Origin of the sequence: Nocardia aurantiaca (assembly GCF_009708175.1) — a bacterium.
Classification (GTDB): domain Bacteria; phylum Actinomycetota; class Actinomycetes; order Mycobacteriales; family Mycobacteriaceae; genus Nocardia; species Nocardia aurantiaca.
Genome location: NZ_WMBB01000007.1, coordinates 352,969 through 379,713, shown reverse-complemented (window position 1 = coordinate 379,713; position 26,745 = coordinate 352,969). Strand labels below are relative to the sequence as shown.

Sequence of the window (26,745 nt, the reverse complement as noted above, 5' to 3'; positions counted from 1 at the left end):
CCCGGCCGCGGACCGGGTGCGGCATACGACAGGCCGATCCATCCGCCGACCATGCGTTGTCCGTGCGGGTGCAGCGAGAAGTACATGGCACCCTTTGAACGGACTGCTCCCGACCCTTATCGCCGGAAGCCGAGTGCTTGATCAGCGGTGGCCAGAAGTTCTCGGCAGACATCGAGCAGCCGCGTCCGCAAGATCTCGGCGCGGGCGGAGATTTCGGCTTGCGCGCGCACGTATTCGGCGCGACCGGAGGCGGTTTCGATGCGGATGGGGGCGTAGCCGAAGTCGAGCAGGTTGTAAGGGCTGGCCTTCATGTCGAGTTCGCGGGCGGCGCAGGCCAGTTCGAAGGCGTCCAACAGCAGGTCGGAGCTGATCAGGGGAGTCAGCTTGAAGCCCCACTTGTAGATGTCCATGTTGGCGTGGAGGCAGCCGGGTTGTTCGCGGTCGATTTGGGACTCGCGCGTGAGGGGTTCGGCGTTGCGGGGGGCCGCTTCCGGGGTGAAGAAGCGGAAGGCGTCGAAGTGGGTGCAGCGGAGTTGCATCGACTCGACGACCGCGTCGGTGCCTTCGGGGCCCAGGCGGAGCGGGACCTGCTGGTGGCGGACGTCGTCGGTGCGGTAGACCATGGCCCATTCGTGAAGGCCGAAGCAGGACAGCTGGGCGGGGCGGGTGGCGGTGGCCGAGAGCAGGCGGGCGACGAATTCGATGGTGTCGCGGCGCTTTTCGAGGAAGGCCGGGTCCGCGGTCCAGCCGGCGATGAGGCCGCCTTCACGGGCGGTGACCGAGACCTCGTGGTAGCCGCGCGAACCCGCGTAGTCGTCGGCATCGATGAGGACCGCACCGAAGCCGGGGTGCCAGCGCTTCAGCTGGGCGGGCTTGTGGCCGTAGTAGGTGAACAGGAAGTCGATCACCGGGTGTGTCGAACCTGCGGCTCGGCGCTGGAGATACGGGCCGACCAGGGCGTCGACGCGGTCGCGGTGGGCGGCCGCCCGGCCCCGCCAAGCGGGGCCGGACAGCACGGTCGGATCGGTGCGAGCGTTCATCATTCCGCGATTCGGTGGGTGGCGTCGCGGACCGTGCCGACGAACTCCTCCACCAGGTCCTCCAACGCCACGATGCCGGCCGTATTGCCGCGGCTGTCGACCACGCGGCCCAGATGGGAGTTGGTGCGGCGCAGGCGGGCCAGCGCCTCGAACAGGGTGGTGCCCATGCTGAGTGTGGGCAGCGGGCGGATATCGGTGCGGGGGATGGGGGTGCCCGGACCCGCGTTGTCGTCGGCGGTCAGGTCGAGGACGTCCTTGACGTGCAGGTAGCCGACCAGCGAACCGTCGGCGGCCCGCACCGGGTAGCGCGAGAAACCCGTTTCGGCGACAGCGGATTCGATATCGCCCAGCGTGGTACCGTCCCCGCGCAGCGGTACCGAGCGGGCCTTGGCCAGCGGCACCATCACATCGGCGACGATGCGGTCGCTCGAGCCCAGCGCCTGGGTGAGGCGGCGGTGCTCCTCCTCGTCCAGCAGACCCTCGGACCGGGATTCACCGAACATCTCGGCCAACTCCACCGACGACACCGTGGAATCCAGTTCGTCCTTGGGCTCGATCCGCAACGCGCGCAGGGTGATATTGGCCGCGAAGTTGTAGATCGCGATCACCGGCTTGGCGATGCGCAGCCACCACAGATGCAGCGGGACCAGCAGCAGCGCCGACCGTTCCGGCCCGGCGAGCGCGATGTTCTTCGGAATCATCTCGCCCAGCAGGATGTGCAACACCACCACGATGGCCAGCGCCAGCGCGAACGAGATCGGATGCAGCAGCGAATCCGGCACGCCGAGCAGATCGAACGGCTTCTCCAGCAGATGCGCCACCGCGGGCTCACCCACGCGACCCAGCAGGATCGAGCAGATGGTGATGCCCAGCTGCGCGGCCGCCAGCATCATCGACAGGTTCTGGCCCGCCTCGATGACGGTATTGGCACTCCGCTTCCCTTGCGCCGCAAGCGCTTCCAGCCGGTCGCGGCGCGCGGAGATGAGCGCGAACTCCGCGCCCACGAAGAACGCGTTGCCCAGCAGCAGCAGGAACGTCAACAGGACGGCGTACAGGTCACCCATGGTTGTGCTCCCAGCTCGCGAGGGCCTCGGCGTCGACGGGCCGGATCAGCACACGGTCGATGCGACGGCCGTCCATCCGCTCCACCTTGGCGATCCAGCCGCCCTTGGTGTGCATGTGCTCCAGCTGGTGATTGCCGGGCTGCGGCAGCAGCACCTCATCGCCCGTCACCGGAATCCGGCCCAGTCGGGTCAGCACCAGGCCGCCCAGGGTTTCGTACTCGCCCTCGGGCGCGTCGTATCCGGTGGTCCGGGACACCTCGTCGATGCGCAGCAGACCCGAGCAGTCCCAGCCGTGCTGCGTGCGCCGTACATCGAGCTCCTCCTCGTCGTGCTCGTCGCGCACGTCGCCGAGGATCTCCTCGATCAGGTCCTCCATGGTGACGATGCCCGCGGTGCCGCCGTACTCGTCGACCACCAGCGCCACCTGCATGCCGTCGCGGCGCACCCGGTCGAGCACTTCGTCGCCGTCGAGACTGGCCGGCACGATCGGCACCGGGTGGGCGATGGACTTCAACGTGATGCTGCGGCGATCCTTCACCGGGTGCACGAAGGTCTGTTTGATGTGCACGAAGCCGAGGGTGTTGTCGAGATCGCCGTCGATGACCGGGAACCGGGAGTAACCGGTCTCGCGGGCGGCGTCGACCAGATCGGCGAGCGTGCAGTCCTGATCCAGGGATTCGATCGTCATCCTCGGCGTCATGAGCTCCTCCGCGGTGCGCTCACCGAACTGCAGCGAGCGATCCACCACCTGCGCGGTGCGCTGATCGAGCGCCCCGTGCAGCGCGGAGGTACGCACCAGTGAACCCAGTTCTTGGGGCGACCGCGCCGAGCGGAGTTCCTCCGCCGGTTCGATGCCCAGCCGGCGCACCGCCCAGTTGGCGGCCCCGTTCAGGAAATTGATCATCCACTTGAAGACCGTGGCGAAGGCGATCATCGGGCCCGCGGTCAGCCGCGCGGCGGACAGCGGCGCGCCGATGGCGATGTTCTTGGGCACCAGCTCGCCGTAGACCATCGACAGCGAGGTCGCGATGATCAGCGCCAACGCCAGCGAAATCCCGTGTGCTGTACCGGCGCTCACCCCGAGGGCCCGGAACATCGGCTCCAGCAGCCGCGCCAGCACGGGTTCGGCGATATAGCCGGTGATCAGGGTGGTGATGGTGATGCCGAGCTGGGCGCCGGACAATTGGAACGAGAGCGTGCGATGCGCCCGTCGCACCTGCCGGGCCCGGCGGTCGCCCTCGCGGGCGTGGGCCTCCACGGTGGAGCGTTCCAGGGCGGTGAGCGAGAACTCGGCGGCGACGAACAGCGCGGTGCCGGCGGTCAGAGCGATGAATCCGAGCAGACTGAGAACGGTGAGCACGGCCGACACGGTCAGCACCACCCGACCGTTCGTCGTGCCGGTATTGCGGGGAAGCCGGGTTCGTCACCCGGCTCGGTAGAGGAGCCCTCCTGTGAAGCGCCCTTGGACGCGGGTGACAACTGGTTCCTTTCGCAGGGGTTGCTAGCGGATCTACGCCACGGATACCCATGTGCTGGGTCCGGTCAGGCCATGCTACCGGCTGGCTTTTACGCGTTCCGCACAGCGGTGCCATATCACATCGGGCGACGGCCCGGAACGGCCGGCCGGGACGTCCGCGTGGCCGGCATCGAAGCCCACGACCGCGAGCACAGCCGGGTCCGCACACGCGGAACCCGGCGAATCCGAGAGAGGGACCCGCCGGGTTCCCGCTGCGTGGTGCCCGCTAGTGATCACCAACCGGAGGGCAGCGGCCGGCCCTCGGCGAAACCGGCGGCCGACTGCACGCCCAGCATGGCGCGCTCATGGAACTCGCCCAGGGTTCGGGCGCCGGCGTAGGTGCAGGAACTGCGCAGACCGGAGGTGATGTGGTCGATCAGGTCCTCCACGCCCGGACGCTCCGGGTCCAGACGCATGCGCGAGGAGGAGATGCCCTCCTCGAACAGCGCCTTACGGGCTCGGTCGAAGGCCGAGTCGGTGGCGGTGCGGGCGGCCACGGCACGCTTGGAGGCCATGCCGAAGGACTCCTTGTAGCGGTTGCCGTCGCGGTCGACGCGCAGGTCGCCGGGCGACTCGTAGGTGCCCGCGAACCAGGAACCGATCATGACGTTGGCGGCGCCGGCCGCCAGGGCAAGGGCCACGTCACGCGGGTGGCGCACGCCACCGTCGGCCCATACGTGCTTGCCCAATTCCCTGGCGGCAGCAGCGCATTCGGCCACGGCCGAGAACTGTGGGCGGCCCACACCGGTCATCATGCGGGTGGTGCACATGGCGCCGGGACCCACACCGACCTTGATGATGTCGGCGCCGGCCTCGATCAGATCGCGGGTGCCGTCGGCGGAGACCACATTGCCCGCGACCAGCGGGACACCCAGGTCCAAGCTCGCCACCGAGCGCAGCGTCTCCAGCATCTTCTCCTGGTGGCCGTGCGCGGTGTCCATGACCAGCACATCGGCACCCGCCTCGACCAGGGCCTTCGCCTTGGCCGGGACGTCGCCGTTGATGCCGACGGCGGCCGCGATGCGCAGCTTGCCGTCGGCGTCGACGGCCGGGGTGTAGATGCCGGTGCGGATGGTGCCGGTGCGGGTCATCACTCCCGCGAGGGTGCCGTCGGCGTTGACCAGCACCGCCAGGTGGGCGTGCTCGGCCTCGAGCAGATCGAAGACGTCGCGCGGTGAGGCGTCGGCCGGGGCGGAGACGAAGTCGGCGTCGGCGACGGTGCTCAGGCGGGCGAAGCGGTCGACATCGGCACAGGACGCCTCGGTCACCACCCCGATCGGCTTGCCGTTCTCGATCACTACGACCGCGCCGTGCGCGCGCTTGTGGATGAGGGCCAGCGCGTCGGAGACCGACTGCTCGGGATCCAGCACCACGGGGGTGTCGGCGGTGAGCGAGCGGCTCTTGACGAAGGCGATGGTGTCGGAGGCCGCGGGGATCGGAAGATCCTGCGGCAGCACGACGATGCCGCCCCGGCGGGCGACTGTCTCGGCCATGCGGCGGCCGGCGACGGCGGTCATGTTGGCGACCACGAGCGGAATGGTCGTGCCGGTCCCGTCCGCGGTGGAGAGATCGACATCGAACCGGGACGCCACATCCGTCCGGCGGGGGACGAGGAAGACGTCGTCGTAGGTCAGGTCGTAGGGCGGAGTCTGCCCGGGAAGAAACTGCACGTTGGCCCATGGTAGCTGAATGCTGGGAGTTCGCGGTGCGGTCGCTCCGTGAAAATGCCGGGCAGGTGCCAGCGGGGTCTCCTAACTTTGAGTCGTGACTGATCTTGCGGCGCTCGCCGATCGACTGGATGTCAGCGAAACCATCACCAAACTCTTCGTCTACTGCGATCAGGCCCGCTGGGCCGACCTGCGCGAGTCGGTGCTCGCGGAGGAGGTCTTCTTCGACAACGGCTTCGGCGGACCCGTCGGGCCGCAGCCCGGCGCCGACATCGTCGACGCCTGGGCCGCGGGGCTCGGATCCTTGGACGCGGTCCATCACCAGGCCGGGAATCATCTCATCGACATCACCGGCGACACCGCGCTGGCCCACGCCGACGCCATCGCCGTGCATGTGAAGAACGACGCCGCCGGCGGCACCACCAGGTGGTTCGTCGGGAGCTATGTACTGGGTGTGCGGCGCACCGAGAAGGGTTGGCGCATCGACCGTTTCGAATACAAGTTGAAGGTCATCGACGGCAACGCCGATCTGGTCTGAGCCGGGTTTCAGGACGCGGTGGGAATGAACAGGGCCTCGAAGGGCGGTTCGCCCACCGCGACGGTTGTGTGGCCACGGCCCTCGGTGTCGGCGGCCAGCACCAGATCCCCGGGTGCGAACCGGCGACGCTTGCCGTCGGAGGTGATCACCTCGATCGCGCCGCGCAGCATGACCACCCACTGCCGGGCCGGGGCGGGATGCGGCTCGCTGTCGAAGCCTGCGCTGCGCAGGTAGGAAACGCCCGTGGCCGATGGCATGCCGCCGACCGCCATGGCGGGTACGCCGACCGCCAGAGTCCGATCCGCCAAAGGGATTTCGGCATCGGCGAATACCGACCCGCCGTCGGCGGTGGATTCGATCACGGTGTAGCGCAGGTTCTTTGGCTCGGTCATGGTCTCGATGCTCGCGCTCCGATGGTGCGTTCGCGATTCCCTGCGGGGAATGGACCGGACACTGCCCGCCGACCCCGCGGCGGAATCAACCGTCGCCGGAGCCATGGAATCCATGTTTGCTATGAGATTGCTGCGACTATTTTCAGGCTCGGAGTCATCTCAATCTCGTCCGATTTGCCGGAAATCCTGGTCGATTTCGCGCGCGTGTCGTAGGAACATCCAAACGTGTCGGCGTCAGCGTGACGAACGGCGGGCCGCGCCCGGCTTGCGCTTCTTGTTGTGCGGTCGGCTCTCCCCCTTGGGACGGGGCCGGAATCGCGATCGTTCGCTTGAATCGGGTTGGGGGACAGCGGAAGTCGACGGCTCGAGCAGCGGACGGCCGGAGGGGCGGCGCGCGCCGGTGATCTCGGCGAGCCTACGGTCGCCCGGACGAACCTCGACATCGGTGAGGGTGACGGCGGCGCGGCGGGCCAGCTGGGCGGCCTCGTCGCGGTCGTCCGGGGTGACGATCGTGACCACCGTGCCGGAGGCGCCCGCGCGGGCGGTGCGGCCGGTGCGGTGCAGGTAGTCCTTCGGGTCGGCGGGCGGATCGACGTGCACGACCAGCGAGACGTCATCGATGTGCAGTCCGCGCGCGGCGACATCGGTGGCGACCAGGACCGGCGCGGTGCCGTCCGCGAAAGCGGCCAGCGTGCGCGAGCGCTGATTCTGCGCCTTCCCGCCGTGCAGCGCGACCGCGCCGACGCCGATCTCCCGTAGCTTGCGGGCCAGCTTGTCCGCTCCGTGCTGGGTCCGCACGAACAGCAGTGTCCGGCCTGGCCGCGCGGCGATCTCACTCACCACCGCCCGCTTGTCGGCCCGCCGGACATGCAGGGCGAAATGCGCGATATTGGGTCCGGCCGCGACGCTCCCCAGCTCCTCGGTCGAATCCTCGCCTGCCGCAGCAGTATCGGCCCGGCCCGGCGAAGTCGCGATCGATGCGACCGCCGGACCCGCGCCGATCGCGTGCGTGGCCGGTTCCCGCAGGTACCGCTGCACCAGCCCGTCGACCGTCTCGTCGAGGGTCGCCGAGAACAGCAGCTGCTGCGCCTCGCCCGGAACCTTGTTGAGCAGCGCCGTGAGCTGCGGCAGGAATCCCAGCTCGGCCATGTGATCGGCCTCGTCGACTGCGACGACCCGGATATCGCCCAGCTGCACCGCTTTGCGCCCGAGCAGATCGGTCAATCGCCCGGGCGTCGCGATGACCACATCCACTCCGCGCGCCAGCCGCTCCTCCTGCTTCTTGATCGGCAACCCACCGACCGCCGTGGCCAACCGCAACCCCAGCGACCGCGCGGGTTCGTCCAGCGCCGTCTCGATCTGAATCGCCAGCTCCCGCGTCGGCGCGAGAATCAACCCGCGCGGCCGTCGCGGCGAACTCGGCGCACCGAACAGCCGCACCAGCAACGGCAGCCCGAACGCCAGGGTCTTACCCGAACCCGTTGCCGCCCGGCCCAATACATCACGCCCGGCCAGAATGTCCGGAATCACGGCCGCCTGAATAGGAAACGGCCTGTCGATCCCCCCGCGCCGCAGCGCCTGCACCAGCACCGGAGGCAGCCCCAGATCCGCGAATCGCGCCTCACCGCCCGCGGCGGCCCGCGGCGATGCGGTTGTCGTGACCTGGCCATGGCGGGACCCCGCCTTGGTGCCGCGGCGCTCCGGCTCGCTCGCCTCCGCCGCGCTCGCCTCGCCGTCCGCCGCGCCCATGGGCCCAGCAGTGCCGCATTGGTCCCGGCCGCCGACCCGGCGGTCGGCCGCGGTCGCCGGGTCGGTGGGCACGGCCTCGGTTGCGGGCGACGAGTCGATGTCGATGGTGGCCTCCTGGGCTGGGACGGATGCGGGGATCAGCGACTCATCGCTGTTCGCGCGCGGTGGGGCGGTTGGTTCGCCCCGGTCGATTCCGGCTGCGGGCATGGCGGATCGCGGCGCGCCCGAGCCGGATTCGGGGGCGGGTAGATGGGGATCAGGCACGGCTGACCAGGCGGCTGAGCTCGACCAGCCAGGGGATCGCGACGGCGAGGGTCGGGACGACGAGGATGGCGGCGGCGGCCAGATAGGCGGCGACCGCGATGCGGAGATCACCGATGGGGCCCGCCAGGCGCTGGATGCGGATCAGGGTCGTGGGACCGCCGACTGCCATGGCGCCCTGCGGGGCAGGGGAATTGGAGCAGGCCACGAGGGCGCGGGCCAGGGGAGTAGGGCCGGTGACCTTGACCGCGGAGTCGTCGGCGAGGAGTTCGATGAGCAGCTTCACCGAGTCCAGGGCGGACTTGGAGCGGACCACGCGGGGGAAGGCTTCGTGCGCGGCGGTGAAGGCCTCGAGCACCAGGTCATGGCGGGCGCGCAGGTGGGAGCGCTCATGGCTGACAATAGCGGTCAGCTCGGTGTCGGACAGGTTGGTGACGGTGCCCTGACTGAGGACCACGCGCCGGCGCAGGCCGGGCAGGCAGTAGGCGATGGGCTCGGCGGCGGCCAGCACTCGGATATCCGCCGATTTGCGTCGCACGCTGGACTGATCCAGCAGGTCGACGAGCATGCGGTGGCGAGCGCGGCGACGACGGGTGTGGATGCCGACGCGGATCACCGACCAGATCAGCCGCGCCCCGACGAGCAGGGTGAGCGCGAACACCAGAACGAGGGCCAGCCACAGCGGCAGGCCGAGCGCGTCGATTTCCTTGCTGGGGGTGGTGGTCGGGCGGCCGTCGTCGCCCGGGACGAGCAGCCGCGAGGCGATGGCGAGGCCGGAGCCGAAGGCGCTCAACACCGCGGCCAGCGCGATGGCCTGCCACAGCACGAGTGCCGCACGGGGACTGCGATAGGGCCACGTGGCCCGGCTGAGCAGCGCTGGCACCGGTCCCGCCAATAACAGGGCGAGACCGGCGAAAACCGGCGCTGTCCAGTCCATGTCCTCAGCTCACTGCGTTGTGGGGCTCGGGCCGAGGCTACAGCTATTCGGACTTTTTGTCGGCCTTGCGTGTCGCCTCGGTGGCTTCGAGCTTAGCGAGTGCGTCGCGCAAGGCGGCAGCCTCGTCCGCACCGACCTGTTCGACGAAGTGCACCAGCGCGGCACGGCGGCTGCCGACTTCGTCGGCCTGTTGCAGCGCGTCCACCATGAGGCTGGCGACGAGTTCGTCGCGGGTATGCACGGGCGCGTAGCGGTGCGCGCGGTCGTCGCGCTGCTGGACCACCAGATTCTTCTTCGCCAAGCGCTGCAGAACGGTCATCACCGTGGTGTACGCGAGTTCGCGACGCTCAGCGAGGGCTTCATGGACCTGCCGGACCGTTTGTGGTTCGTCGGCCGACCATAACTGGTCCATGACCGCTTTCTCGAGTTCACCAAGACCTGCCATCCCACAAGTTTACGGAGGCAACGACAGGAATGCGTACTACAGGTCGTCGTAACCGGCGAGTTGCCGGTGTGGTATTGCTCATAGCCCGGCCTCGGCCGTCACGGGTCTGGAGTCGCGCGCATGACGTGCCCCGATGGGCACGATCATGGGCCGGCCGGACACCGGGCATTCGAGCACCTCGGCGTGCAGGCCGAATACCTCGCGCAGCAGATCGGCCTCGATGATGTCGGCGGGCAGGCCCTGGGCGACGACGCGCCCGGCGTGCATGACGATGAGGCGGTCGCTGTAGCGAATGGCCAGATTCAGGTCGTGCAGCACCATGACCACCGTGCGGCCGACGTCGTCGTGCAGGCGGTCGACCAGGTCGAGCACCTCGAGGGAGTGCGCGAGGTCGAGATAGGTGGTGGGTTCGTCCAGCAGCAGGATGTCGGTGCCCTGGGCCAGGGCCATGGAGATCCAGGCCCGCTGGCGCTGGCCGCCCGAGAGTTCGTCGAGGGTGCGTCCGGCCAGATCCGCGATGCCGGTCTGCTGCAGGGCGTTCGCCACCTCGGCCTCGTCGTCGGCCGACCACTGCCGCAGCCAGGACTGATGCGGATGACGGCCGCGGGCGACCAGATCGGCCACCGTCAGCCCCTCGGGTGCGACCGGCGTCTGGGGCAACATGCCGATGATCCGCGCGATGTCCTTGGTCTTCATGGTGGAAATGGCCTTGCCGTCCAACAGGACTCGACCCGCTGTCGGACGCAGCAGTCGCCCCAGCGAGCGCAGCAGCGTCGACTTGCCGCAGCCGTTCGGGCCGATGATCGTGGTGACCAGCCCGGGCTCGATCTCCACCGACAGTCCATCGACGATGACCCGGTCGCCGTAGCCGAGGGTGATGTTGTCCGCGGAGAGAATCACAGGGTCGCCTTCCGGTTGGTGCGAACGAGTAGTGAGAGCAGGAATGGTCCGCCGACCCCCGCGGTGACCACACCGACCGGCAGCGAGACGGGGAACGCGGTGCGCGCGAGCAGGTCCGCGCCGACCACGGCGATCGCTCCGACCAGGGCCGAGGCGGTCACCGGCTCACCGGGAGTGCGCAGCAGCCGCCGCGCGACCTGCGGCGCGGCCAGGCCGACGAAGCTCAGCGGACCCACCGCCGCGGTCGCCAGTGCGGTGCAACCGACCGCGGCGGCAATCAGAATCGCCTGCTGGGTCTGGATGCGGACTCCGAGGACGCGCGCGGTGTCGGCGCCGAATCGCAGCGCGGCCAGCGTCCGAGTGGACAACACGGCGACGAGGAATGCGAGGCCCAGTCCGATCGCCGCGGGAACGAGGGTCGACCAGTCCGAGGCGTTCAGGGACCCGGTCAGCCACTGCTGGGCGTGCGCGGCATCGGTGAGCGACGCCCGCGTCAGCAGCCAGCTCACCATCGACAGCAGCGCCGCGTTCACGCCGATCCCGATGAGCACCAGCCGGAATCCCATGACCCCGCTGTCCCCGGTCGCGGTCGGGCCCCAGGCCAGCAGATAGACGAGCACGGCGGTCAGCACGCCGCCCGCCAGAGCCGCGGCCGAAATCCCCGACGCCGCAGCCGCACCGGTGCCGACCCCGCCCATGCCGGCAATCGCCGCCACCGCGCCGCAGCCGGCCCCGGAGGTGATGCCCAGCAGATCCGGGCTGGCCAGCGGATTGCGCAGAATCGACTGCGTCACCGCGCCCCCCAAACCCAGCGCCGCCCCGACCACCACGGCCGTCAACGCCCTGGGCAGCCGAGAATCCATGATCACGAACCGCTGCGCCCGAGTCCCTCCGCCGCCCAGCGCATCCAGCACCCGACCCACCGGAATCCGGAACTCGCCCACCGCGATATCCAGCGCGAACAGCCCGAACAACAGGACCGCCAGTGTGATCACGGTGAATAGCCCGCCGACCCGCAGCACCGCGGAGAACCCACCCATCCGCACCGCGGGCCGGACGGCGCGCACCTCGTCGACCCGAGCCGGGGCGCAGTCCCCAGCCGCTACGACCGGTACTGCCCCGCGGGCCGGGCGCGGTCGCGCCGGCTCTGTCGGCGTGTGCGCACGCGCGGTCTCGGCCGTGTCGCCACCGGATCGCGGCACCCCGAATCCGGCCCCGTCGAGGCCCGCCGCGCGTGTGGTGGGCGAATCCGGTTCGGCCGCATGGTCATCGGGTCCGGCGGGTGGCCGGCAGTCCGGCGCACCGGGGTGATCGGAGTTGGCCGGTGTCGGCTCGGTGGCGGGTAATTCGGCGCTTCCGGGATAGTTTGCCGTGGGGTGGCCAGGGCTCACGGTGGCCATCGCGTCGGTGAGAGGTGTCGGAAGAGTCACAGGCTCACCAGCTTTCGGCGGCGGACGAGCACGATGAACAACGGTGCGCCCAGAGCCGCGAGGGTGACGCCCGCCTGGAGTTCACCGGGGCGCGCGATCAAACGACCGGCGATGTCGGCCAGAAGTAGGACCACCGCGCCGATCAGGCCCGAACAGGGGAGCAGCCAGCGGTAATCCGGGCCGGTCAGGGCGCGGGCCAGATGCGGGACGATCAGACCCAGGAAGGCGATCGGGCCGACGGCGGCGGTGGCCGCGCCCGCGAGCAGGGCGACCGCGGCCAGCCCGACGGCCCGGCTGCGGGTGACATCGGCGCCGAGGCCGCGGGCCACGTCGTCGCCGAGGCCGAGCAGGTTCAGGCTGGGCGCGGAGGTCAGCGCCAGGATCGCGCCCAGGATGAGGAACGGTAGAACCTGGCGGAAGGTCGAGGCATCGTGTCCGGCCACGTCACCGACCACCCAGTAGCGGTAGGTGTTGAGGGCCGTGCCGTCCAGCAGGACAACGATATTGGTCATGGCCTGGAGGGACGCGGTGACGGCCGCGCCCGCGAGGATCAGGCTCAATGGACTCGCCTTGCCGCCGCCGAGTGTCGAGACGCCGAAGACGACCAGGCCCGCGAGCATTGCGCCCGCGATGGCGAACCAGATGTACTGCGCGGGCGTGGTGAGAGCGAGTAAGTGCACGCTCAGGGCGGCCAGGAACGCCGCGCCCGCATTGATACCGAGTAATCCCGCGTCCGCCAGCGGGTTTCGGGTGTAGCCCTGGATGAGTGCTCCGGCCATGCCGAGCGCGAGGCCGGTGATGAGGGCGAGTCCGGTTCGCGGGAGCCGCAATTCGCGCACGATTTGCGCGGCCGAGCTCTCCGCCGGGCACGAAAGTGGTAGTCCACCAGGGCAGATGAGCGCCTCAGAGACGGTGCCGAGGCCCAGGTTCCGGGATCCGAGGGCAATGCTGGCCGCGATAGCGCACAGCAACAGGACGGCGAGAACGAGAAGTCCGGACAGACGTCGCCGTCTGGTGGTGACTACGGCGGGCACGGTGACGAACTACTCCTGACGCGTTCATTGCTCGAAAAGTCTGGTAAGCCTAACCTATCTTTTGTGCTCGTTGTCCATGCATTGGCCGAATAGTCGATGAATGAGGAGGTTCGATGCTCGAACCCGTAATCGTGTGCCCGCCGCGCGATTCCAGGCTCGCCTTCGGGACTGCCTGTACCCGCCTGCGTGCCCTGCAACCCGACCACCCGCGCGTATACGCCGTGGCGGCCATGGCAGACCAGGGAAAACGCCGATGGTGGCGGCTCGCCGACGGCATCCGCGAGGGTCGCATCGAGGTGATGTACCGGCGGCACGCAGCCGAAATGAGCAATGCCGACATCGCCGCCGAAGTGGTGGCCACGGCCCTGATCCACGCGGTGATCGGACGAGTGATGGCCATGGTGGTGGCCGAGGGCCGCGCCTGGGACCCGGGCCTGGAGAACCTCTGGATCCACACCGACAACGACGGCGGCATCGACTGGGCGGGCCTGTCCGACACCACGATCCGCGTCATCGACGGCGACCCTCTCACCGGGGAGGACGGCGTCGTGGCCCTGCCCTGCGAGCCCGCCCTCTACGTCTGGCTCGCCCACCGCTGCCTCCCGGCCCTCACCCTGGTCCAGGAGGCGATGACCCGCTGCGCCGGACTGCGTGTCCGGCGCTTCTGGAGTCTGGTGGCCGAATCGGTCGTGGGTGCGGCGACCTATGTCCCCGCTCTGGCCCGCACCTCCTCGTCGGAGGGCGCGCGGCGCGGGCATACCATGCTCGCGGCGTTCGAGGACCGCGGTCTTCCGGTCCGCCGAACCTGCTTCGACAGGTAGGCCGAGGCTCCGGAGCGCCGTCTCACCGGTCGAGACCCGAGTGGGGTCTCGACCGGTACTCACCCGACTGGCCCCCGCGATCGAGAATGCAAGGGCCAGAGCAGAACCCACAGGATGCCGTAGATCAGTGCGACCGTGGCCATGAGCACCAGCCACGCGGGATAGAGCACGATCAGGCACAGCTGGAGGAACTGCCGGACGCCGACAGGTTGGTCATCGGCCTGGGACAGCACGAACGGCAGGCCCGAGACCTTCAGGAACATGCGTCCGAGCGAGCTCGGCTTCTCCGGGGCGGCAGCGGTCGAATCCGGTTCCGGGGCAGGCATTGTCGGGTCCATCAGACGGTGATGGTGATCTGTTGGTCGATGGTCTCGATGGCCGACTGCAGCAGCCCGGCCTGATCCTGATTGCTGGTGGCGTTCAGTTGCAGCACGTAGTAAGCGCCGCCGGCGCCCGGGATGACCACGGTCTCCTGCGCCGACACCGCCGGAATACCCTGCAGCGTGTAGGTTCCCGCGATCCGGTAGGCCGGGAACCCGGAGACGGTGGTGACCGATCCAGCGCCGATCTGGCTGAAGCCGGGCAGGTTCCTGATCTCGCCGGCGGCATCGTCGATCAGTTTCTGCGGGTCGACCTTGCCCTGCAGTTTCGACATCAACGCGATGATATTCGGCGTGTAGTTCGCCCCGGCAGTGTCCGGACCGCTGTAGACGATCGCGCCGATGGCGTAGTCGGGGGTGTCGGCTCCCGCATTGGCCCAGCCGTCGGGGTAGGGCAGACCGATCGCCGGCGCCCCCGGATCGCCGTTGTGCACCTGGCTTTCGGTGATGTGCTGGTCTTTGATGTAGTCGGCGATCGTGTAGTTCGAGCCGCCGGTGGTGTCCAGCGTGCGCGGGGCGAGTTTGCTGTTGCCCGGATTCCCCGCCACGGTTGTCCTGGCCGCGCTCGAACTCGGCGACGCCGAGGAGGTCGAGACGCTCGTTGCGCGGTCCTTGCTGCTGCATCCGGTGAGCGTGACGCTCACCGCCACTGCCGCCACGGCGACCCCGATCAGGCCGCGATTTCCCATCGTCATCTGGCACCTCCCTGTCGAATCGAGCCGTCGAAAGGTAGCCGCGGGTGATTGGGATTCGATTGGAACCGGCATCCAAGCCGCTTCCGATCCCGGCCGGATACCGTCCGCGGAGCCGGCGATCCGCCGGTGAATATCCGTATGTCGCCCGGCGATCCGGACAGGGCGCCGGCGGCGCTGCTCGTCTTCCGCGGCCACGACTCGACCGACCGGCGGGGCAGCGGCTACACCTCGCGTCGAGGCGTATCGGGACGGCCTGCGCACTGGCGCGAAGTCCTGCACCGGTGCCATGCCCGGCGCGTGAACACCCGCCGGGCAACGGTATTCGGGTCACTCGGGATCAGCGTCCGGGTGAAGGGTGTCGACGCGGTCGGACAGCAGCCGATCCCAGACGTGCTCGCCGGTGGCGTCCGCGATGTCCCGCGCGCGGGCGAGCAGTCCGAGCGCCTGATCGGTCCGATGGTGATGCGACTCGATATCGGCGAGCAAGGCCAGGAAGAACGGCACCATGACGGTGCTGCCGTCCGCGGTGATGGCCTCGAACGCTTCGAACGCGGCGGCCGGATCGGCGTTCTCGGCGGCCAGCGTGCGCGCCCACACCTCGACGACCTTGGCGCAGGCCGCCCACTGCTCGCCTCCTGCGGTGCTGAGATCCCGGTGAACGACCGCGGCGGCGTCCGCCGTTCCCGCGACGACGCCGAGCACCGCGTAGACCTCCACGAGAGTCAGCCTGGCGGCCAGGATATTGAAGACGTCGCCGCGAGTCCGGGCCAGCTCCAACGACATTCGGCAGCATTCGACAGCCGCGTCGCGGTCGCCGCGCAGCGCTTCCATCAACCCCATCCAGCAGTACACCCGGGGATGGAAGAAATGCGTCGGGTCGTTGATCGTCTCCGGCGGCGGGAAGGCCGCGAGCATGTGGCGGGCTCGGATCAGCATCGCGTCCATGTCGCCCCGCAGCGCGGTGATCATGATGTCCACGAAGTGACTCGCAACCCCTGCGCCGGAATCGTTCGACATCGCGTACCGTGCCCGCAGACCGTTCGCGACGACCTCGGCCTCGTCGAGCCGACCACGGGCACACAGCATCATGCAGCGCATGGCCGCGGCACCGTAGAAGTCCCGCCCGTCGACCTGTTCGCCTAGTTCGAACGCGCGTTGCACGGCGGCCAGTGCGGACGCGCTGGTCTGTCCGTGCAGGATCCCGCGGGCCCCGGCCAGATGCAGCCACAGCGCCGACTGCCGTTTCAGCAGTTCGGGTTTGGCGGGTAGCCTGCGGCAGGCCTGGAGCGCGTGCTCGGCCAGGGTGACGATGTCCGCGTAGGCGGATCGCGCCAGCGCGCGCTGGATCACGGTCTCGTGGATCTCCAGGGCCGCATGAGTATTGAGCTCGGTGCCGGCGCGCCAGGCGTGATCGGCGGCGGCGATGGCCTCCTCGTAGGGCGAGGTCGCCAGCGCGGCCGCACGATCGGACGCGATGGCCGCGTGCACGGCGGTGCGCTCCGCCACCGGGATTCGCGCCAGTACCGCATCGCGCAGCAGCCCGTGACTGAAACAGAACACGCCCGGCCGTTCCCGATGCTCGTCGAGCAGACCGGTCTCGTAGGCCGGGCGCAGCCGCGCCCGGACAGCCGGGACGGGGGAGTCGAGGATGTCCGAGAGCGTCGCGACATCGAACTCCGGGCCGATTACCGCGGCCGCGGCGAGCGCGCGCCGGCCAGGTTTGTCGAGGACCGCCAGCCGCCGGCCGACCGCCGCGTTGATGGCGTCGGGTATGGCGTCGGGGTCGGGTCCGGCGGCTCCGACGGGTCGTTCGCCGGCCTTGGCCGCCCGGACCAATTCCTTGATGTAGAAGGGATTTCCGCGTGCGTGCGTCCACAGGTGCGCTGCGAGTTCGGGAGTGGCGGGAACCCCCGTGAGCTGTTCGATCAGGTCGCCGACCGCGTCGCGATCGATGCCGCGCAACCGCACGGCGACGATCCCGCTCGCCCCGATGAGTCGTTCGTGCAGGTGGCGGTTGACGGGACGGCCACTGCCGAAATACGTCCAGGTGCCGACGATCTGTATGGGCAGGCGCGCGACGCGGGCGCCCAGCAGCAGCAGCGCGCCGCCGGACGCGGCATCCGCAAGGTGCAGGTCGTCGACGACCAGCAGCAGCGGGCGCATCGCGGCCAGCTCGGCCAAGGCCGTCACGATGCCCTCGAAGAGGTGGAAGCCGGTCGCGGCGGCCCCGGGGGCGGCCGCGGTGTCGGCGGCGTTCCATTCCGGCACCAGCGCGTCGACGACACTGGGAACGGCGCGGCGCACCGCGTTCCGGCCCGGCTCGCCGAACTCGTCGCCGAGCCGGCGCAGGATCTGGATCCACATCCATAGTTGCGGGACCCGGATTCCGGCGGGATGCGCGGCCCAGGCGACCGCCATGCCGGCCCTCCGGGCTGTGACCGTCACCGCGTCGGCCAGGGCTGTCTTGCCGATGCCGCTCTCGCCGGTCACCACGACCAGGGTGCCGGACCCGGCGCGGGCGCGAGCGGCCGAGGCGGTCAGCGACTCGAGTTCGGCAGTGCGGCCGACCAGTGCCGGAGCGGCCCGGGCTGCCGGGTCGGTCGCGACGGCCGAGGCAGGAGCGCGCGTTTCGAGCGGTAGATCGGCGGAGTTGTCGCCGATCTGGCGATACAGGGCGCGCAGGTTCGCTCCGGGCGGGGCACCCACCTCACGATCCAGTGTTTCGCGGGCTCGCTCGAAGGCGCCCAGCGCGTCGGATCCGCGCCCGGCCCGATACAGCGAGAGCATCAGGTGCGCCCAGAGCTGTTCGTGCACAGGGTCGTTCGCGAGCGCCGCCTCGATCTCGGGGATCAGCTCGCTGGAGCCGCCCAACCGCAGCGCGGCGTCGAACCGCGCCTCGATGGCGAGCCTGCGCAGCGCCGAGTAGCGCAGCACCTCCGCGTACGCGAAATCGCGGTCGGCGAACTCTCCGAAAGGCGTTCCACGCCACAGTTTCAACGCGAGGGTGAGCTTGTCGAACCCGGTGCCCGCATCGTCTCGGCCCAGGGCCGCACGGCCGTCCTCGACGAGGTGCTCGAAGGTGGCCAGGTCGAGCCGGTCTCCGGCCAACAGGGTCAGTTGATAGCCCAGCGGCCAGGTCTGCAGGCGCGCCATCCCCGAATCGGCCTCCGCATCGGGGGCCGTCAGGCATTTGCGGAGATTGGAGACGTACGACCGCAACGACACCAGGGCCTTCGCGGGCGGATCGTCGTACCACAGCGCGTCGGTGAGCCGGTCCACGCTGACCACCGTGCCGCGCTGGGCCAGCAGCACAGCGAGCACACACCGCTGTTTCGGCCCGCCCAGCGTCGTCACCGCGCCGTCGACGCGCGCCTCGATCGCGCCGAACAGGGAGTACTCGACCTTCACCGGGCCGGCCATGCGGATGCGTCTCTCTCGTGCGGGCAAACGCGGCGAAAACCGCAGATTTGGTTTTTAACACGTTCCGGCGCGCATCGCTTGGAGGTCAGGGGAATTCAGCGCATGAGAGGCAATTCCCATCAGCGCTGCTCGCCGACCTACCCGGGCGAAAGGTCGGGGTGAGGGCGCGGATCGGGCGCTCGGTGAACTCCTCATGGGCGGAATCCAGCATCGACGGAGGATCAGTGGGCGTAGACACCGGGGCGATGCTGGTGCCAGGGGAGTCGCCGCTCCAGGTCCGCGGCGATCGCGAGCAGGGTGGCCTCGCTGCCGTAGCCGGCGACGAACTGCACCCCGACAGGAAGTTTCTCGGCCGTACGGCCCAGCGGCAGCGAGATCGCCGGATTGCCCGTCGCGTTGAACAGGGCTGTGTAAGGGGCGAATTCGAAGATCCTGCGATACCACTCGGGCGCGGTGAGTGCCGGGTCGTCGGCGTCGAGGTGACCCAGCGGCAGCGCCGGGTGGGCGGTGGTGGGCGTGAGGTAGAGGTCGTAGCCGGTGAGCAGGCTTGCCACCGCGCGGCGCGCCGTGTTGAAGGTCGACTCGACCGCGTAGAGATCGGCCGCGGTGCGGGTGGCGCCGTAGGCGACGCAGGCGCGGGTGGTGGCCTCGAGGTGCTCGGCGCCCGGCGTGACGCCCAGCGCCGCCGCGGCGGTGGTGACGGCGTCGGCGAGGAAGCTGCACCAGGCGTCGAGATTGGCGCGGTGGAAGGCCGCGTAATCGATTGCGGGATCGGCCTGTTCGACGTGATGCCCCATGGCGGCCAACTCATCGGCGACGTCCGCGACCGCTCGTGCGCAGTCCGGATGGGCCTGGGACATATCGGCGGTCACGGCGATGCGCAGCACGGGCGCGGGCCGGGTGATGACCATGCGGAAATCGACGGGTTCGGCGGGGAAGAGGTACTTGTCCCCGGGTTCGCTGCCGTGCACGGCGTCCAACAGCGCCGCGCAATCCCGCACCGTGCGGGTGACGGCGAACTCCACGCCCATGCCCAGCAGCGGATCGGCGTAATCGGGACCGGCGGAGACCCGGCCGCGGCTCGGCTTGAGCCCGACCAGTCCACACGCGGCCGCCGGGATGCGAATGGACCCGCCGCCGTCATTGGCGTGCGCGACCGGCAGCGCCCCGGCGGCCACCAGCGCCGCGGCGCCACCGCTGGATCCGCCCGCGCTGCGCGCCGGGTCCCACGGATTGCGGGTGGGCGCACCGTAGGCGCGGGCCTCGGTGGTGGCGTTGAAACCGAGCTCCGGGGAGGTGGTCACCGCCATGGTCGCCAGGCCCGCGCGCCGGAAGCGGGTCATGAGCGCGGTGTCGTGGGCGTGCGCGACGCCGTCGCCGAACAACCGGCTGCCACTGCGCTGCGGGACGCCCGCGGCATGGATGATCAGGTCCTTGATCGCGAACGGCACACCGGCGAACGGTCCGGACCGGTCGTAGTCCAGCGGTCGCTCGAACATCTCGCCCGCGACCGCGCCGAGTTCGGGATCGACCTGCGCGATCGCGGCCGCCGCCGCGGCCTGGACCTCGGCGGCGGCGACCTGTCCCTGGCGAATGAGCATGGCGAGCGCGGTCGCGTCGTGTGCCGCGTAGTCGGCGATATCCATCGGAAACCTCCCGGTGCTGTCTGCTGGTGGGCCAGACCGTAGGTCGGCGCGGCGGGGGCCGCGTCCGTCGATCGGCGGACGCGGTGAATCGGCGCGGATGCTCCCTCTGAGAGTCGCCCTCGGGTCGCTGGGATCGTGACCGGCGTCATACTGGCCCGATGGTTGCCGCATCTGATAGGGAGCTGAACCCCGCCGTCGCCCTGCGGGTCCGTGCGTCGATCGAAGCGGCGACACCGGACCGATCCGGGCTGGGAAGGGTGCTGTTCGAGCTCTCCCGGGTCGTCGCCTACGAACACGCGGCGTTGTCACGGTTCGATCCGGTCGCCAGGGTTCATCACACCGCGGCCAGTGTCGGCTATCCGCCGGCCGCGCTCGAGGTCATCGACGACTGCCTGCATGCGCACCCGATGTTCACCCGGTTGCGGCACGAGCGGGTACCGCTGGAACTGGGTGAGGTTCCGGCCCCGGCCCGCTCCGGCCCGGTATTCGAGCGGGTCATCGTGCCACTCGGCTACCGGCAGGGCCTCACCCAGCCGCTGTTCGGCGCGGATGGCCGCTATCTGGGCATGCTGAACATGAGCGGGACCGCGGGCGTGCCGTTCTCGCGGTCGTCGATGACGGCGCTCGCCCTGCTCGCGGACGTGGTCGGCGCGGCGCTCGATCCGTGCCGCAGCGCCGAGGCCGCAGTCGATCCGGGGGAATCGGTCGTGCTCGTCGGCCCCGGCGGTGCCGTGCGCGCGGTGACGGAGTCCGCCACGCCCGCATTGTTCGCCGCCGGCACCGCGGGATTCGAGCTCGCACGGTCGGTCGCCGAATCCGGTTGTCCGCGTGACCATCTGCTGCTCGTCGGCGGGGACGTGTACCGGACCCGCATGCGTCCGGTCCGCTCGGGCGGCACCAGCGTCGCCTACCGCCGGATCGACCCGCCCCACGCCCTCACCCCGCGTGAACTCGAGGTGCTCGCGCTGCTACCGGCGGGCGGCTCCAATGCCCGCATCGCCGCGGACCTGGGGGTCGAACCCTCCACCATCGCCACCCATATCGAGCGCATACTGCGAAAACTGAACGCCCCCAACCGGACCGTCGCCGCCACCACGGCTGTGCGCTGGGGGCTCGACGTGGTCGTCGGCACCGGAAGGTGAAGAGGCGGTGGGCTCCACGGGAATTCGTGACTGTGGAGCCCACCGCCTGGCAGGGGATCGGGGCCACCGCAGCCCTCGGGGCCTCGCTCGATCCTGACGCCGCACATAGAATAGGCCAGGCTTACCTAACTAGACAAGAGCTCTGGGGCTTCTCCCTGTCGTCCCATGAATCAGGGGGCTGGCTAAGCTCCAGTACATGAGCCCTGAGCAGCAGCATGCAACAAGCGGAATTGACGAGTTCTCCTCGATCAAGTCCATGGCCGACGTGACCCCCGAGCTGATGAACAAGTTCAGCGAGGGCACCTTCACCGACCTGCTCGGGCTGAAGTTCACGGCGCTGAGCGCGGACGGGGCGACCGCGGAATGGGTGGTGACACCGCAGCAGCACCAGCCGGCGGGGATTACCAACGGCGGGGTGTACTGCACTGTCATCGAGACGTTGGCGAGTGTGTCGGCGGGGGTGTGGCTGGGAGATCGCGGGTCGGTGGTCGGGGTCAACAACAACACCGATTTTCTGCGAGCCGTGCGGGAGGGCAAGCTGACCGGTGTCGCGACCCCGATTCATCGCGGGCGTTCGCAGCAACTGTGGCAGGTAGTGATCACCGACGAGCAGGATCGCACGGTGGCGCGCGGGCAGGTGCGGTTGCAGAACCTCAGCCCGCAGAACTGAACGCGCGGAACCGGAATCGTCGAACCGGGACAGCGGATCGCGTCTCACTGAAACACGCTGGTAACGCGGGTCGTGCCAGAATGGCCGACGATCCGTCCCCGCGATTCCACGAGGAGTCCGAATGCGACTGTCGCCGCACGAGCAGGAGCGCCTGCTGCTGAGTTACGCGGCCGAGCTGGCCCGGCGGCGACAGGCCCGCGGACTCAAACTCAATCACCCCGAGGCGGTCGCGATCATCACCGACCATGTGCTCGAGGGCGCGCGCGACGGCCGTACCGTCGCCGAGCTGATGGCCTCGGGGCGCACCGTGCTCAGTCGGGCAGACGTCATGGACGGGGTGCCGGAGATGATTCACGACGTTCAGGTGGAAGCCACCTTCCCGGACGGCACCAAGCTCGTCACCGTCCACCACCCGATCGGATGAGCGATGATTCCCGGCGAATACCTTTGTGCCGAAGGCGCTGTCGAGCTCAACGCGGGTGCCGATCGCATCGAACTGGATGTCGTCAACACCGGTGACCGCCCTGTCCAGATCGGATCGCACGTGCACTTCCCGCAGGCCAATTCCGCGCTGGAATTCGACCGCGCCGCCGCCCACGGCCGCCGCCTCGACATTCCGGCCGGCACCGCGGTGCGCTTCGAACCCGGTCTGGGGCAGCGGGTTTCGCTGGTTCCGCTGGGCGGCGCCCGCGAAGTGCACGGAATCAGCCTCACCCCACCCGGAAAGCTGGATGCCTGATGGCCGAACTGTCCCGCGCCCGCTACGCCGAACTGTTCGGGCCCACCGTCGGCGACCGGATCCGCTTGGCGGACACCGATCTGCTCATCGAGATCACCGAGGACCGCAGCGGCGGACCGGGACTCGCCGGCGACGAGGCCGTGTTCGGTGGCGGCAAGGTACTGCGCGAATCCATGGGCCAGGCCCGCGCCACGCGCGGCGAGGGCACCCCGGACACCGTCATCACCGGCGTGGTGATCGTGGACTACTGGGGAATCGTCAAGGCCGACATAGGTATTCGCGACGGTCGTATCGTCGCTATCGGCAAGGCGGGCAATCCCGACACCATGAGCGGGGTGCACCCGGACCTCGTGGTCGGTCCCTCGACCGAGATCATCGCGGGCAACGGCCGCATCGTCACCGCGGGCGCCATCGACTGCCACGTGCATTTCATCTGCCCGCAGATCCTCGACGAGGCCATGGCCGGCGGCATCACCACCCTGGTCGGCGGCGGCACCGGCCCGGCCGAGGGCTCCAAGGCCACCACCGTCACCCCGGGAGCCTGGCATCTGGCCCGCATGCTGGAGTCCACCGACTCCTGGCCGATCAACATCCTGCTGCTGGGCAAGGGCAATACGGTGCGCGAGGACGCGCTGTGGGAGCAATTGCGCGGCGGCGCGGGCGGTTTCAAGCTGCACGAGGACTGGGGCACCACCCCGGCCGCCATCGACCACTGCCTCACCGTGGCCGACGCCTCCGGCGTGCAGGTGGCGCTGCACTCGGACACCTTGAACGAGGCCGGATTCGTGGAGGACACCCTGGCCGCCATCCGGGGTCGGGCCATCCACTCGTATCACACCGAGGGCGCGGGCGGCGGGCACGCGCCCGACATCATCACCGTCGCTTCGCATCTCAATGTGCTGCCCAGTTCCACGAACCCGACGCGTCCGCACACCATCAACACCCTCGACGAGCATCTGGACATGCTCATGGTCTGCCATCACCTGAGCCCGTCCATTCCCGAGGACCTGGCCTTCGCGGAGAGCCGCATCCGGCCCTCCACCATCGCGGCCGAGGATCTGCTGCACGATCTGGGCGCGATCTCCATGATCGGCTCCGACGCCCAGGCCATGGGGCGCATCGGCGAGGTCGTCATGCGCACCTGGCAGACCGCGCACGTCATGAAGCGCCGTCGGGGCGCGCTGCCGGGCGACGGGGCCGCCGACAACAACCGGGTCCAGCGCTACGTCGCGAAATACACCATCTGCCCCGCGGTTACGCACGGCCTCGATGCCGAGATCGGCTCGATCGAGGTGGGCAAGCTGGCCGATCTGGTGCTGTGGGAGCCCGCGTTCTTCGGGGTCCGCCCGCACGCGGTCATCAAGGGCGGCGCGATCGCCTGGGCCGCTATGGGCGACGCCAATGCCTCCATTCCGACCCCGCAGCCGGTGCTGCCGCGCCCCATGTTCGGGTCCGCGCCGAGTGTCGCGGCGGGGACCTCGCTGCACTTCGTGTCCGAGCAGGCCATCGAGGACGGGCTCGCCAACCGGCTGCGGGTGAACCGGAAGCTGGTGCCCGTGGCCAATGTTCGCGCGCGCACCAAAGCGGATCTGCCCAATAACGAGGCCATGCCCCGCATCGAGGTCGAGCCGGACACCTTCACCGTGCGGATCGACGGGGAGGTGTGGGTCGAGCAGCCCGCCACCGAACTGCCCATGGCGCAGCGGTACTTCCTGTTCTGACGGTTCGTCGCTGCCGATGGACACCGATACCCAGCTCGGTGCGCTCACCCTGTCGCACACCGGATCGCACGACCCTGCCCCGGTGATCAGCGATATCTGCGACGCCGACCAGCCCATGGAGGTCGAGCATCGCAATCCGCGGTGGCACTGCCGCGGCCGATTCCGGAGTGTGAAATCTCTCGGCGCGAGCGCAATGCTGGGAGTACGCCCGAGGCGGTGGCAGACTTCGAATATGACGACTGCCGACTGGGCCGAAGTTGATCACTATCTCGTCGAAACCCTGGTGGGAGACGGGGATTCGGAGACCCTGCGGGCGAACGCGGCGGCGGGGCTGCCCGCCATCGACGTTTCGCCGCCGCAGGGCAAATTCCTCTATCTGATCGCGAAATCCGTGCGGGCGCGGCGGGTGCTCGAGGTGGGCACGCTGGGCGGGTACAGCACCACCTGGCTGGCGCGGGCCGTCGGGAAGTCCGGTCAGGTGGTGACCCTCGAATACGAGCCGAAGCATGCGGAGGTCGCGCGGGTCAATCTGGAACGCGCGGGCGTGGGGGAGCGGGTGGACATCCGGGTCGGCGCGGCGCTGGATTCGCTGCCGGTGCTGGCCGAGGAGCAGCCGGAGCCGTTCGATGTCGTCTTCATCGACGCAGACAAGGTCAACAACGCCAACTATGTGCGGTGGGCGCTGCGGCTGACCCGGCCCGGATCGGTGATCATCGTCGACAATGTCGTGCGCAACGGCGCCATCGCGGACGCGGATTCGACGGACGTGGCGGTGCGGGCCAGCCGCGAGGTCATCGAATTGATCGCCGCCGAGCCGCGTCTGGACGGGACCGTATTGCAGACCGTTGGCGGGAAGGGATGGGATGGCTTCGCGTATGCGGTCGTGCTCGGTGAGGACGACTGAGCCGGAGGTCGCCCCGGTGCGCCCAGCGGGTCACGCCTCGTAACACCCCTGCTGGGCGATCACTGTCGCGCGCCGTGCGCCTCGTCCGGGTTCGCGGCCAATTCTTCCCAATAATCCACGTACGCCTGTTCATGCATGATGCCCAGCCGCAGCACGCGTGCGCGCGAAGTCGCGCGCACGCTGTCCTTCGGGTCGATCTCGGCATACAGCATTCGATATAGCTCCAGCCAGCGACGATGCTCAGTGGCCTGATGGCGGGCCAGCGCCACTACGTCGCCGGGTGCGCCGAGATCGGCGAAGAACAGCTTCAGCTGCGCGGGATCGCGCGTCTCCGGCTGCGGCGAGGTCGGGTCGCCCAGCCAACGGGTGAGTTCGGCGCGGCCGGCGTCGGTGAGGTGGAAGACGCGGCGGCGGCGGCCGCTCTCCTCGGCCTCCTCGCGCAGCAGGCCCTGCTCGGCAAGCCGCGGCGGTACCCGATAGAGCTGGGCGTGAGGGATCGGCCAGAACTTGTCGACACTCTCCTCCAGGCGGACCTTGAGGTCATAGGGGGTCAGCGGTCCGTGTCGGGCGATGAGACCCAGCACTATGTGGTCCTGCGGGCCGAGTTCGGCCATTCGGCAACCCCTTTCAGTTGACATCGTACCGCTGAGACTATACCTTCATGTCGGTCATACGATATCAATGATACTATTGGAGTGGAAATGCGCGACTACGCCATCGACCTGTTCGACCGCTGGACCGGGATGTGGAACGGCGACCTCGCCCTGGCCGACGAGATCATGGCTCCGGAATTCACCCTCCGCTACGCCCAGCCCGGCGCGGACATCTACGACGACATCCACGACCGCGCGGCCTTCGCGGCCGCGATCGACAAGTTCCGTGCCGAACGGCCCGGCCTGGTGTTCTCCGCACAGGGCGAGCCGGTCGTCGAAATGAGCGACGCCCGTACCGGATTCATCGCCCGGCCGTACGGGGCCCGCGTCACCGATCCGGACGGCGCCGTCCTTCGCGACCTCAGTGGCACCGATATCCTGCGCTTCGAGAACGGGCAGATCGTCGAGGTGTGGTCGGTGTCCGGTGGGCTGGGCGGGCGTAGCTTCTACGCTTAGCCCCATGTCGAAGCGCCGCAAAGCCCCGCCGATTCCGAACGACTGCCCGTGCGGGCTGCCCGCGAGCTACGCGGACTGCTGCGGCCGGCTGCATCGCGGTGAAGGGCAGGCGGCGACCGCCGAGCAGCTCATGCGCTCACGCTTCAGTGCCTTCGCCGTTCGTGACGAGGCGTATCTGCTGCGCAGCTGGGATCCCGAAACACGGCCCGCCGACGTGGTTTTCGATCCGGAACTGCGGTGGGACCGGCTCGAGATCCTGGGCGCGACCGGCGGTGGATTGTTCCACGTCGAGGGCACGGTGGAGTTCCGTGCCCACTATCGCGCCCATGGCGCGGCGGGAGCGCTGCACGAGAACAGCCGCTTCCGCCGCGACCACGGGGCGTGGGTCTACGTCGACGGCGTGATCGAGGACTGATCGGCCGACGACCGTGATCGAGAAGGTCGCATCGGATATGCGCACGCGCACACGGCGCGGGATTGCAGCCTGTGCAAAGGCGCGCGTGATGCCGGGCAGCGGTATTCCTC

General features: G+C 69.3%; 26 protein-coding genes. 10 read left to right on the top strand and 16 right to left on the bottom strand.

Annotated features, from left to right (window positions below):
* Positions 1–116 precede the first annotated feature (116 nt).
* From GLP40_RS17375 to GLP40_RS17360, 4 genes are all read right to left on the bottom strand, one after another.
* Positions 117–1,040 (bottom strand): 3-methyladenine DNA glycosylase, encoded by a 924-nt coding sequence (locus GLP40_RS17375; RefSeq protein WP_230329641.1) that lies wholly within the window; start codon positions 1,038–1,040, stop codon positions 117–119.
* On the bottom strand, positions 1,040–2,104 hold the full coding sequence (locus GLP40_RS17370) for a hemolysin family protein (protein WP_154788933.1): 1,065 nt from the start codon (positions 2,102–2,104) through the stop codon (positions 1,040–1,042). The genes GLP40_RS17375 and GLP40_RS17370 overlap by 1 nt, the downstream gene beginning before the upstream one ends.
* Positions 2,097–3,473 (bottom strand): hemolysin family protein, encoded by a 1,377-nt coding sequence (locus GLP40_RS17365; protein WP_328290308.1) that lies wholly within the window; start codon positions 3,471–3,473, stop codon positions 2,097–2,099. Before GLP40_RS17365 ends, GLP40_RS17370 begins: the two co-directional genes overlap by 8 nt.
* A gap of 380 nt (positions 3,474–3,853) precedes the next feature.
* Entirely contained in the window at positions 3,854–5,290 is a 1,437-nt protein-coding gene (locus tag GLP40_RS17360) for a GuaB1 family IMP dehydrogenase-related protein (protein WP_328290282.1), read from the bottom strand.
* A gap of 94 nt (positions 5,291–5,384) precedes the next feature.
* Between GLP40_RS17360 and GLP40_RS17355 the strand changes: the two genes are divergently transcribed.
* Positions 5,385–5,825 carry a nuclear transport factor 2 family protein gene (locus GLP40_RS17355; protein ID WP_328290281.1) on the top strand — a complete coding sequence of 147 codons (441 nt, stop codon included), beginning with the start codon at positions 5,385–5,387 and terminating at the stop codon, positions 5,823–5,825.
* 8 nt (positions 5,826–5,833) lie between these two features.
* Here the strand turns inward: GLP40_RS17355 and GLP40_RS17350 are convergent, their stop codons facing one another.
* From GLP40_RS17350 to GLP40_RS17320, 7 genes are all read right to left on the bottom strand, one after another.
* A complete protein-coding gene (locus tag GLP40_RS17350; protein WP_154788931.1) occupies positions 5,834–6,217 on the bottom strand; it encodes a cupin domain-containing protein in 384 nt (127 codons plus the stop codon).
* Positions 6,218–6,451: 234 nt separating this feature from the next.
* Positions 6,452–7,801 (bottom strand): DEAD/DEAH box helicase, encoded by a 1,350-nt coding sequence (locus GLP40_RS17345; protein WP_407671616.1) that lies wholly within the window; start codon positions 7,799–7,801, stop codon positions 6,452–6,454.
* Positions 7,802–8,222: 421 nt separating this feature from the next.
* Positions 8,223–9,164, bottom strand: coding sequence for a M56 family metallopeptidase (locus tag GLP40_RS17340; RefSeq protein ID WP_154788930.1), 942 nt, complete (start codon positions 9,162–9,164; stop codon positions 8,223–8,225).
* Positions 9,165–9,207: 43 nt separating this feature from the next.
* A complete protein-coding gene (locus GLP40_RS17335) occupies positions 9,208–9,609 on the bottom strand; it encodes a BlaI/MecI/CopY family transcriptional regulator (protein ID WP_154788929.1) in 402 nt (133 codons plus the stop codon).
* Positions 9,610–9,687: 78 nt separating this feature from the next.
* A complete protein-coding gene (locus GLP40_RS17330) occupies positions 9,688–10,509 on the bottom strand; it encodes an ABC transporter ATP-binding protein (protein ID WP_328290279.1) in 822 nt (273 codons plus the stop codon).
* Complete coding sequence (locus tag GLP40_RS17325) at positions 10,506–11,939, bottom strand: FecCD family ABC transporter permease (protein ID WP_328290278.1); 1,434 nt, start codon at positions 11,937–11,939, stop codon at positions 10,506–10,508. Before GLP40_RS17325 ends, GLP40_RS17330 begins: the two co-directional genes overlap by 4 nt.
* Positions 11,936–12,973, bottom strand: a complete 1,038-nt coding sequence (locus GLP40_RS17320; protein ID WP_328290277.1) for a FecCD family ABC transporter permease — start codon at positions 12,971–12,973, stop codon at positions 11,936–11,938. Before GLP40_RS17320 ends, GLP40_RS17325 begins: the two co-directional genes overlap by 4 nt.
* 113 nt (positions 12,974–13,086) lie before the next feature.
* On the opposite strand from GLP40_RS17320, the gene GLP40_RS17315 reads away from it, so the two are divergent.
* Positions 13,087–13,794, top strand: a complete 708-nt coding sequence (locus GLP40_RS17315; RefSeq protein WP_154788928.1) for a hypothetical protein — start codon at positions 13,087–13,089, stop codon at positions 13,792–13,794.
* A gap of 59 nt (positions 13,795–13,853) precedes the next feature.
* On the opposite strand, the gene GLP40_RS17310 is transcribed toward GLP40_RS17315, so the two are convergent.
* The 4 genes from GLP40_RS17310 to GLP40_RS17295 all read right to left on the bottom strand — a co-directional run bounded on the left by GLP40_RS17310 (position 13,854) and on the right by GLP40_RS17295 (position 19,935).
* Positions 13,854–14,120 carry a hypothetical protein gene (locus GLP40_RS17310; RefSeq protein WP_154788927.1) on the bottom strand — a complete coding sequence of 89 codons (267 nt, stop codon included), beginning with the start codon at positions 14,118–14,120 and terminating at the stop codon, positions 13,854–13,856.
* Between the two features lie 11 nt (positions 14,121–14,131).
* Entirely contained in the window at positions 14,132–14,869 is a 738-nt protein-coding gene (locus GLP40_RS17305) for an LpqN/LpqT family lipoprotein (RefSeq protein ID WP_154788926.1), read from the bottom strand.
* Positions 14,870–15,196: 327 nt separating this feature from the next.
* Positions 15,197–18,289 (bottom strand): BTAD domain-containing putative transcriptional regulator, encoded by a 3,093-nt coding sequence (locus GLP40_RS17300; RefSeq protein ID WP_154788925.1) that lies wholly within the window; start codon positions 18,287–18,289, stop codon positions 15,197–15,199.
* Positions 18,290–18,510: 221 nt separating this feature from the next.
* Positions 18,511–19,935 (bottom strand): amidase, encoded by a 1,425-nt coding sequence (locus GLP40_RS17295; RefSeq protein WP_154788924.1) that lies wholly within the window; start codon positions 19,933–19,935, stop codon positions 18,511–18,513.
* 158 nt (positions 19,936–20,093) lie between these two features.
* Here GLP40_RS17295 and GLP40_RS17290 point away from each other — a divergent pair, with 158 nt between their 5' ends.
* The 6 genes from GLP40_RS17290 to GLP40_RS17265 all read left to right on the top strand — a co-directional run bounded on the left by GLP40_RS17290 (position 20,094) and on the right by GLP40_RS17265 (position 25,111).
* A complete protein-coding gene (locus GLP40_RS17290; RefSeq protein WP_154788923.1) occupies positions 20,094–21,077 on the top strand; it encodes a helix-turn-helix transcriptional regulator in 984 nt (327 codons plus the stop codon).
* 256 nt (positions 21,078–21,333) lie between these two features.
* The gene (locus tag GLP40_RS17285; protein ID WP_154789062.1) at positions 21,334–21,747 is read left to right on the top strand and encodes a PaaI family thioesterase; all 414 of its coding nucleotides are present in this window, start codon (positions 21,334–21,336) and stop codon (positions 21,745–21,747) included.
* Between the two features lie 121 nt (positions 21,748–21,868).
* On the top strand, positions 21,869–22,171 hold the full coding sequence (locus tag GLP40_RS17280; protein ID WP_154788922.1) for an urease subunit gamma: 303 nt from the start codon (positions 21,869–21,871) through the stop codon (positions 22,169–22,171).
* A gap of 3 nt (positions 22,172–22,174) precedes the next feature.
* Positions 22,175–22,486 carry an urease subunit beta gene (locus tag GLP40_RS17275; RefSeq protein WP_154788921.1) on the top strand — a complete coding sequence of 104 codons (312 nt, stop codon included), beginning with the start codon at positions 22,175–22,177 and terminating at the stop codon, positions 22,484–22,486.
* Positions 22,486–24,207: an urease subunit alpha gene (locus tag GLP40_RS17270; RefSeq protein ID WP_154788920.1), complete on the top strand. Its 1,722-nt coding sequence runs from the start codon at positions 22,486–22,488 to the stop codon at positions 24,205–24,207. The genes GLP40_RS17275 and GLP40_RS17270 overlap by 1 nt, the downstream gene beginning before the upstream one ends.
* Before the next feature lie 232 nt (positions 24,208–24,439).
* Positions 24,440–25,111 carry an O-methyltransferase gene (locus GLP40_RS17265; protein ID WP_154789061.1) on the top strand — a complete coding sequence of 224 codons (672 nt, stop codon included), beginning with the start codon at positions 24,440–24,442 and terminating at the stop codon, positions 25,109–25,111.
* 59 nt (positions 25,112–25,170) lie between these two features.
* Here GLP40_RS17265 and GLP40_RS17260 read toward each other — a convergent pair whose 3' ends face one another.
* On the bottom strand, positions 25,171–25,725 hold the full coding sequence (locus tag GLP40_RS17260; protein ID WP_196054708.1) for a PadR family transcriptional regulator: 555 nt from the start codon (positions 25,723–25,725) through the stop codon (positions 25,171–25,173).
* An 87-nt stretch (positions 25,726–25,812) separates the two neighbouring features.
* Here GLP40_RS17260 and GLP40_RS17255 point away from each other — a divergent pair, with 87 nt between their 5' ends.
* A complete protein-coding gene (locus GLP40_RS17255; RefSeq protein WP_154788918.1) occupies positions 25,813–26,220 on the top strand; it encodes a nuclear transport factor 2 family protein in 408 nt (135 codons plus the stop codon).
* A 4-nt stretch (positions 26,221–26,224) separates the two neighbouring features.
* Complete coding sequence (locus tag GLP40_RS17250) at positions 26,225–26,635, top strand: YchJ family protein (protein ID WP_154788917.1); 411 nt, start codon at positions 26,225–26,227, stop codon at positions 26,633–26,635.
* The last annotated feature ends 110 nt before the right edge of the window (positions 26,636–26,745 follow it).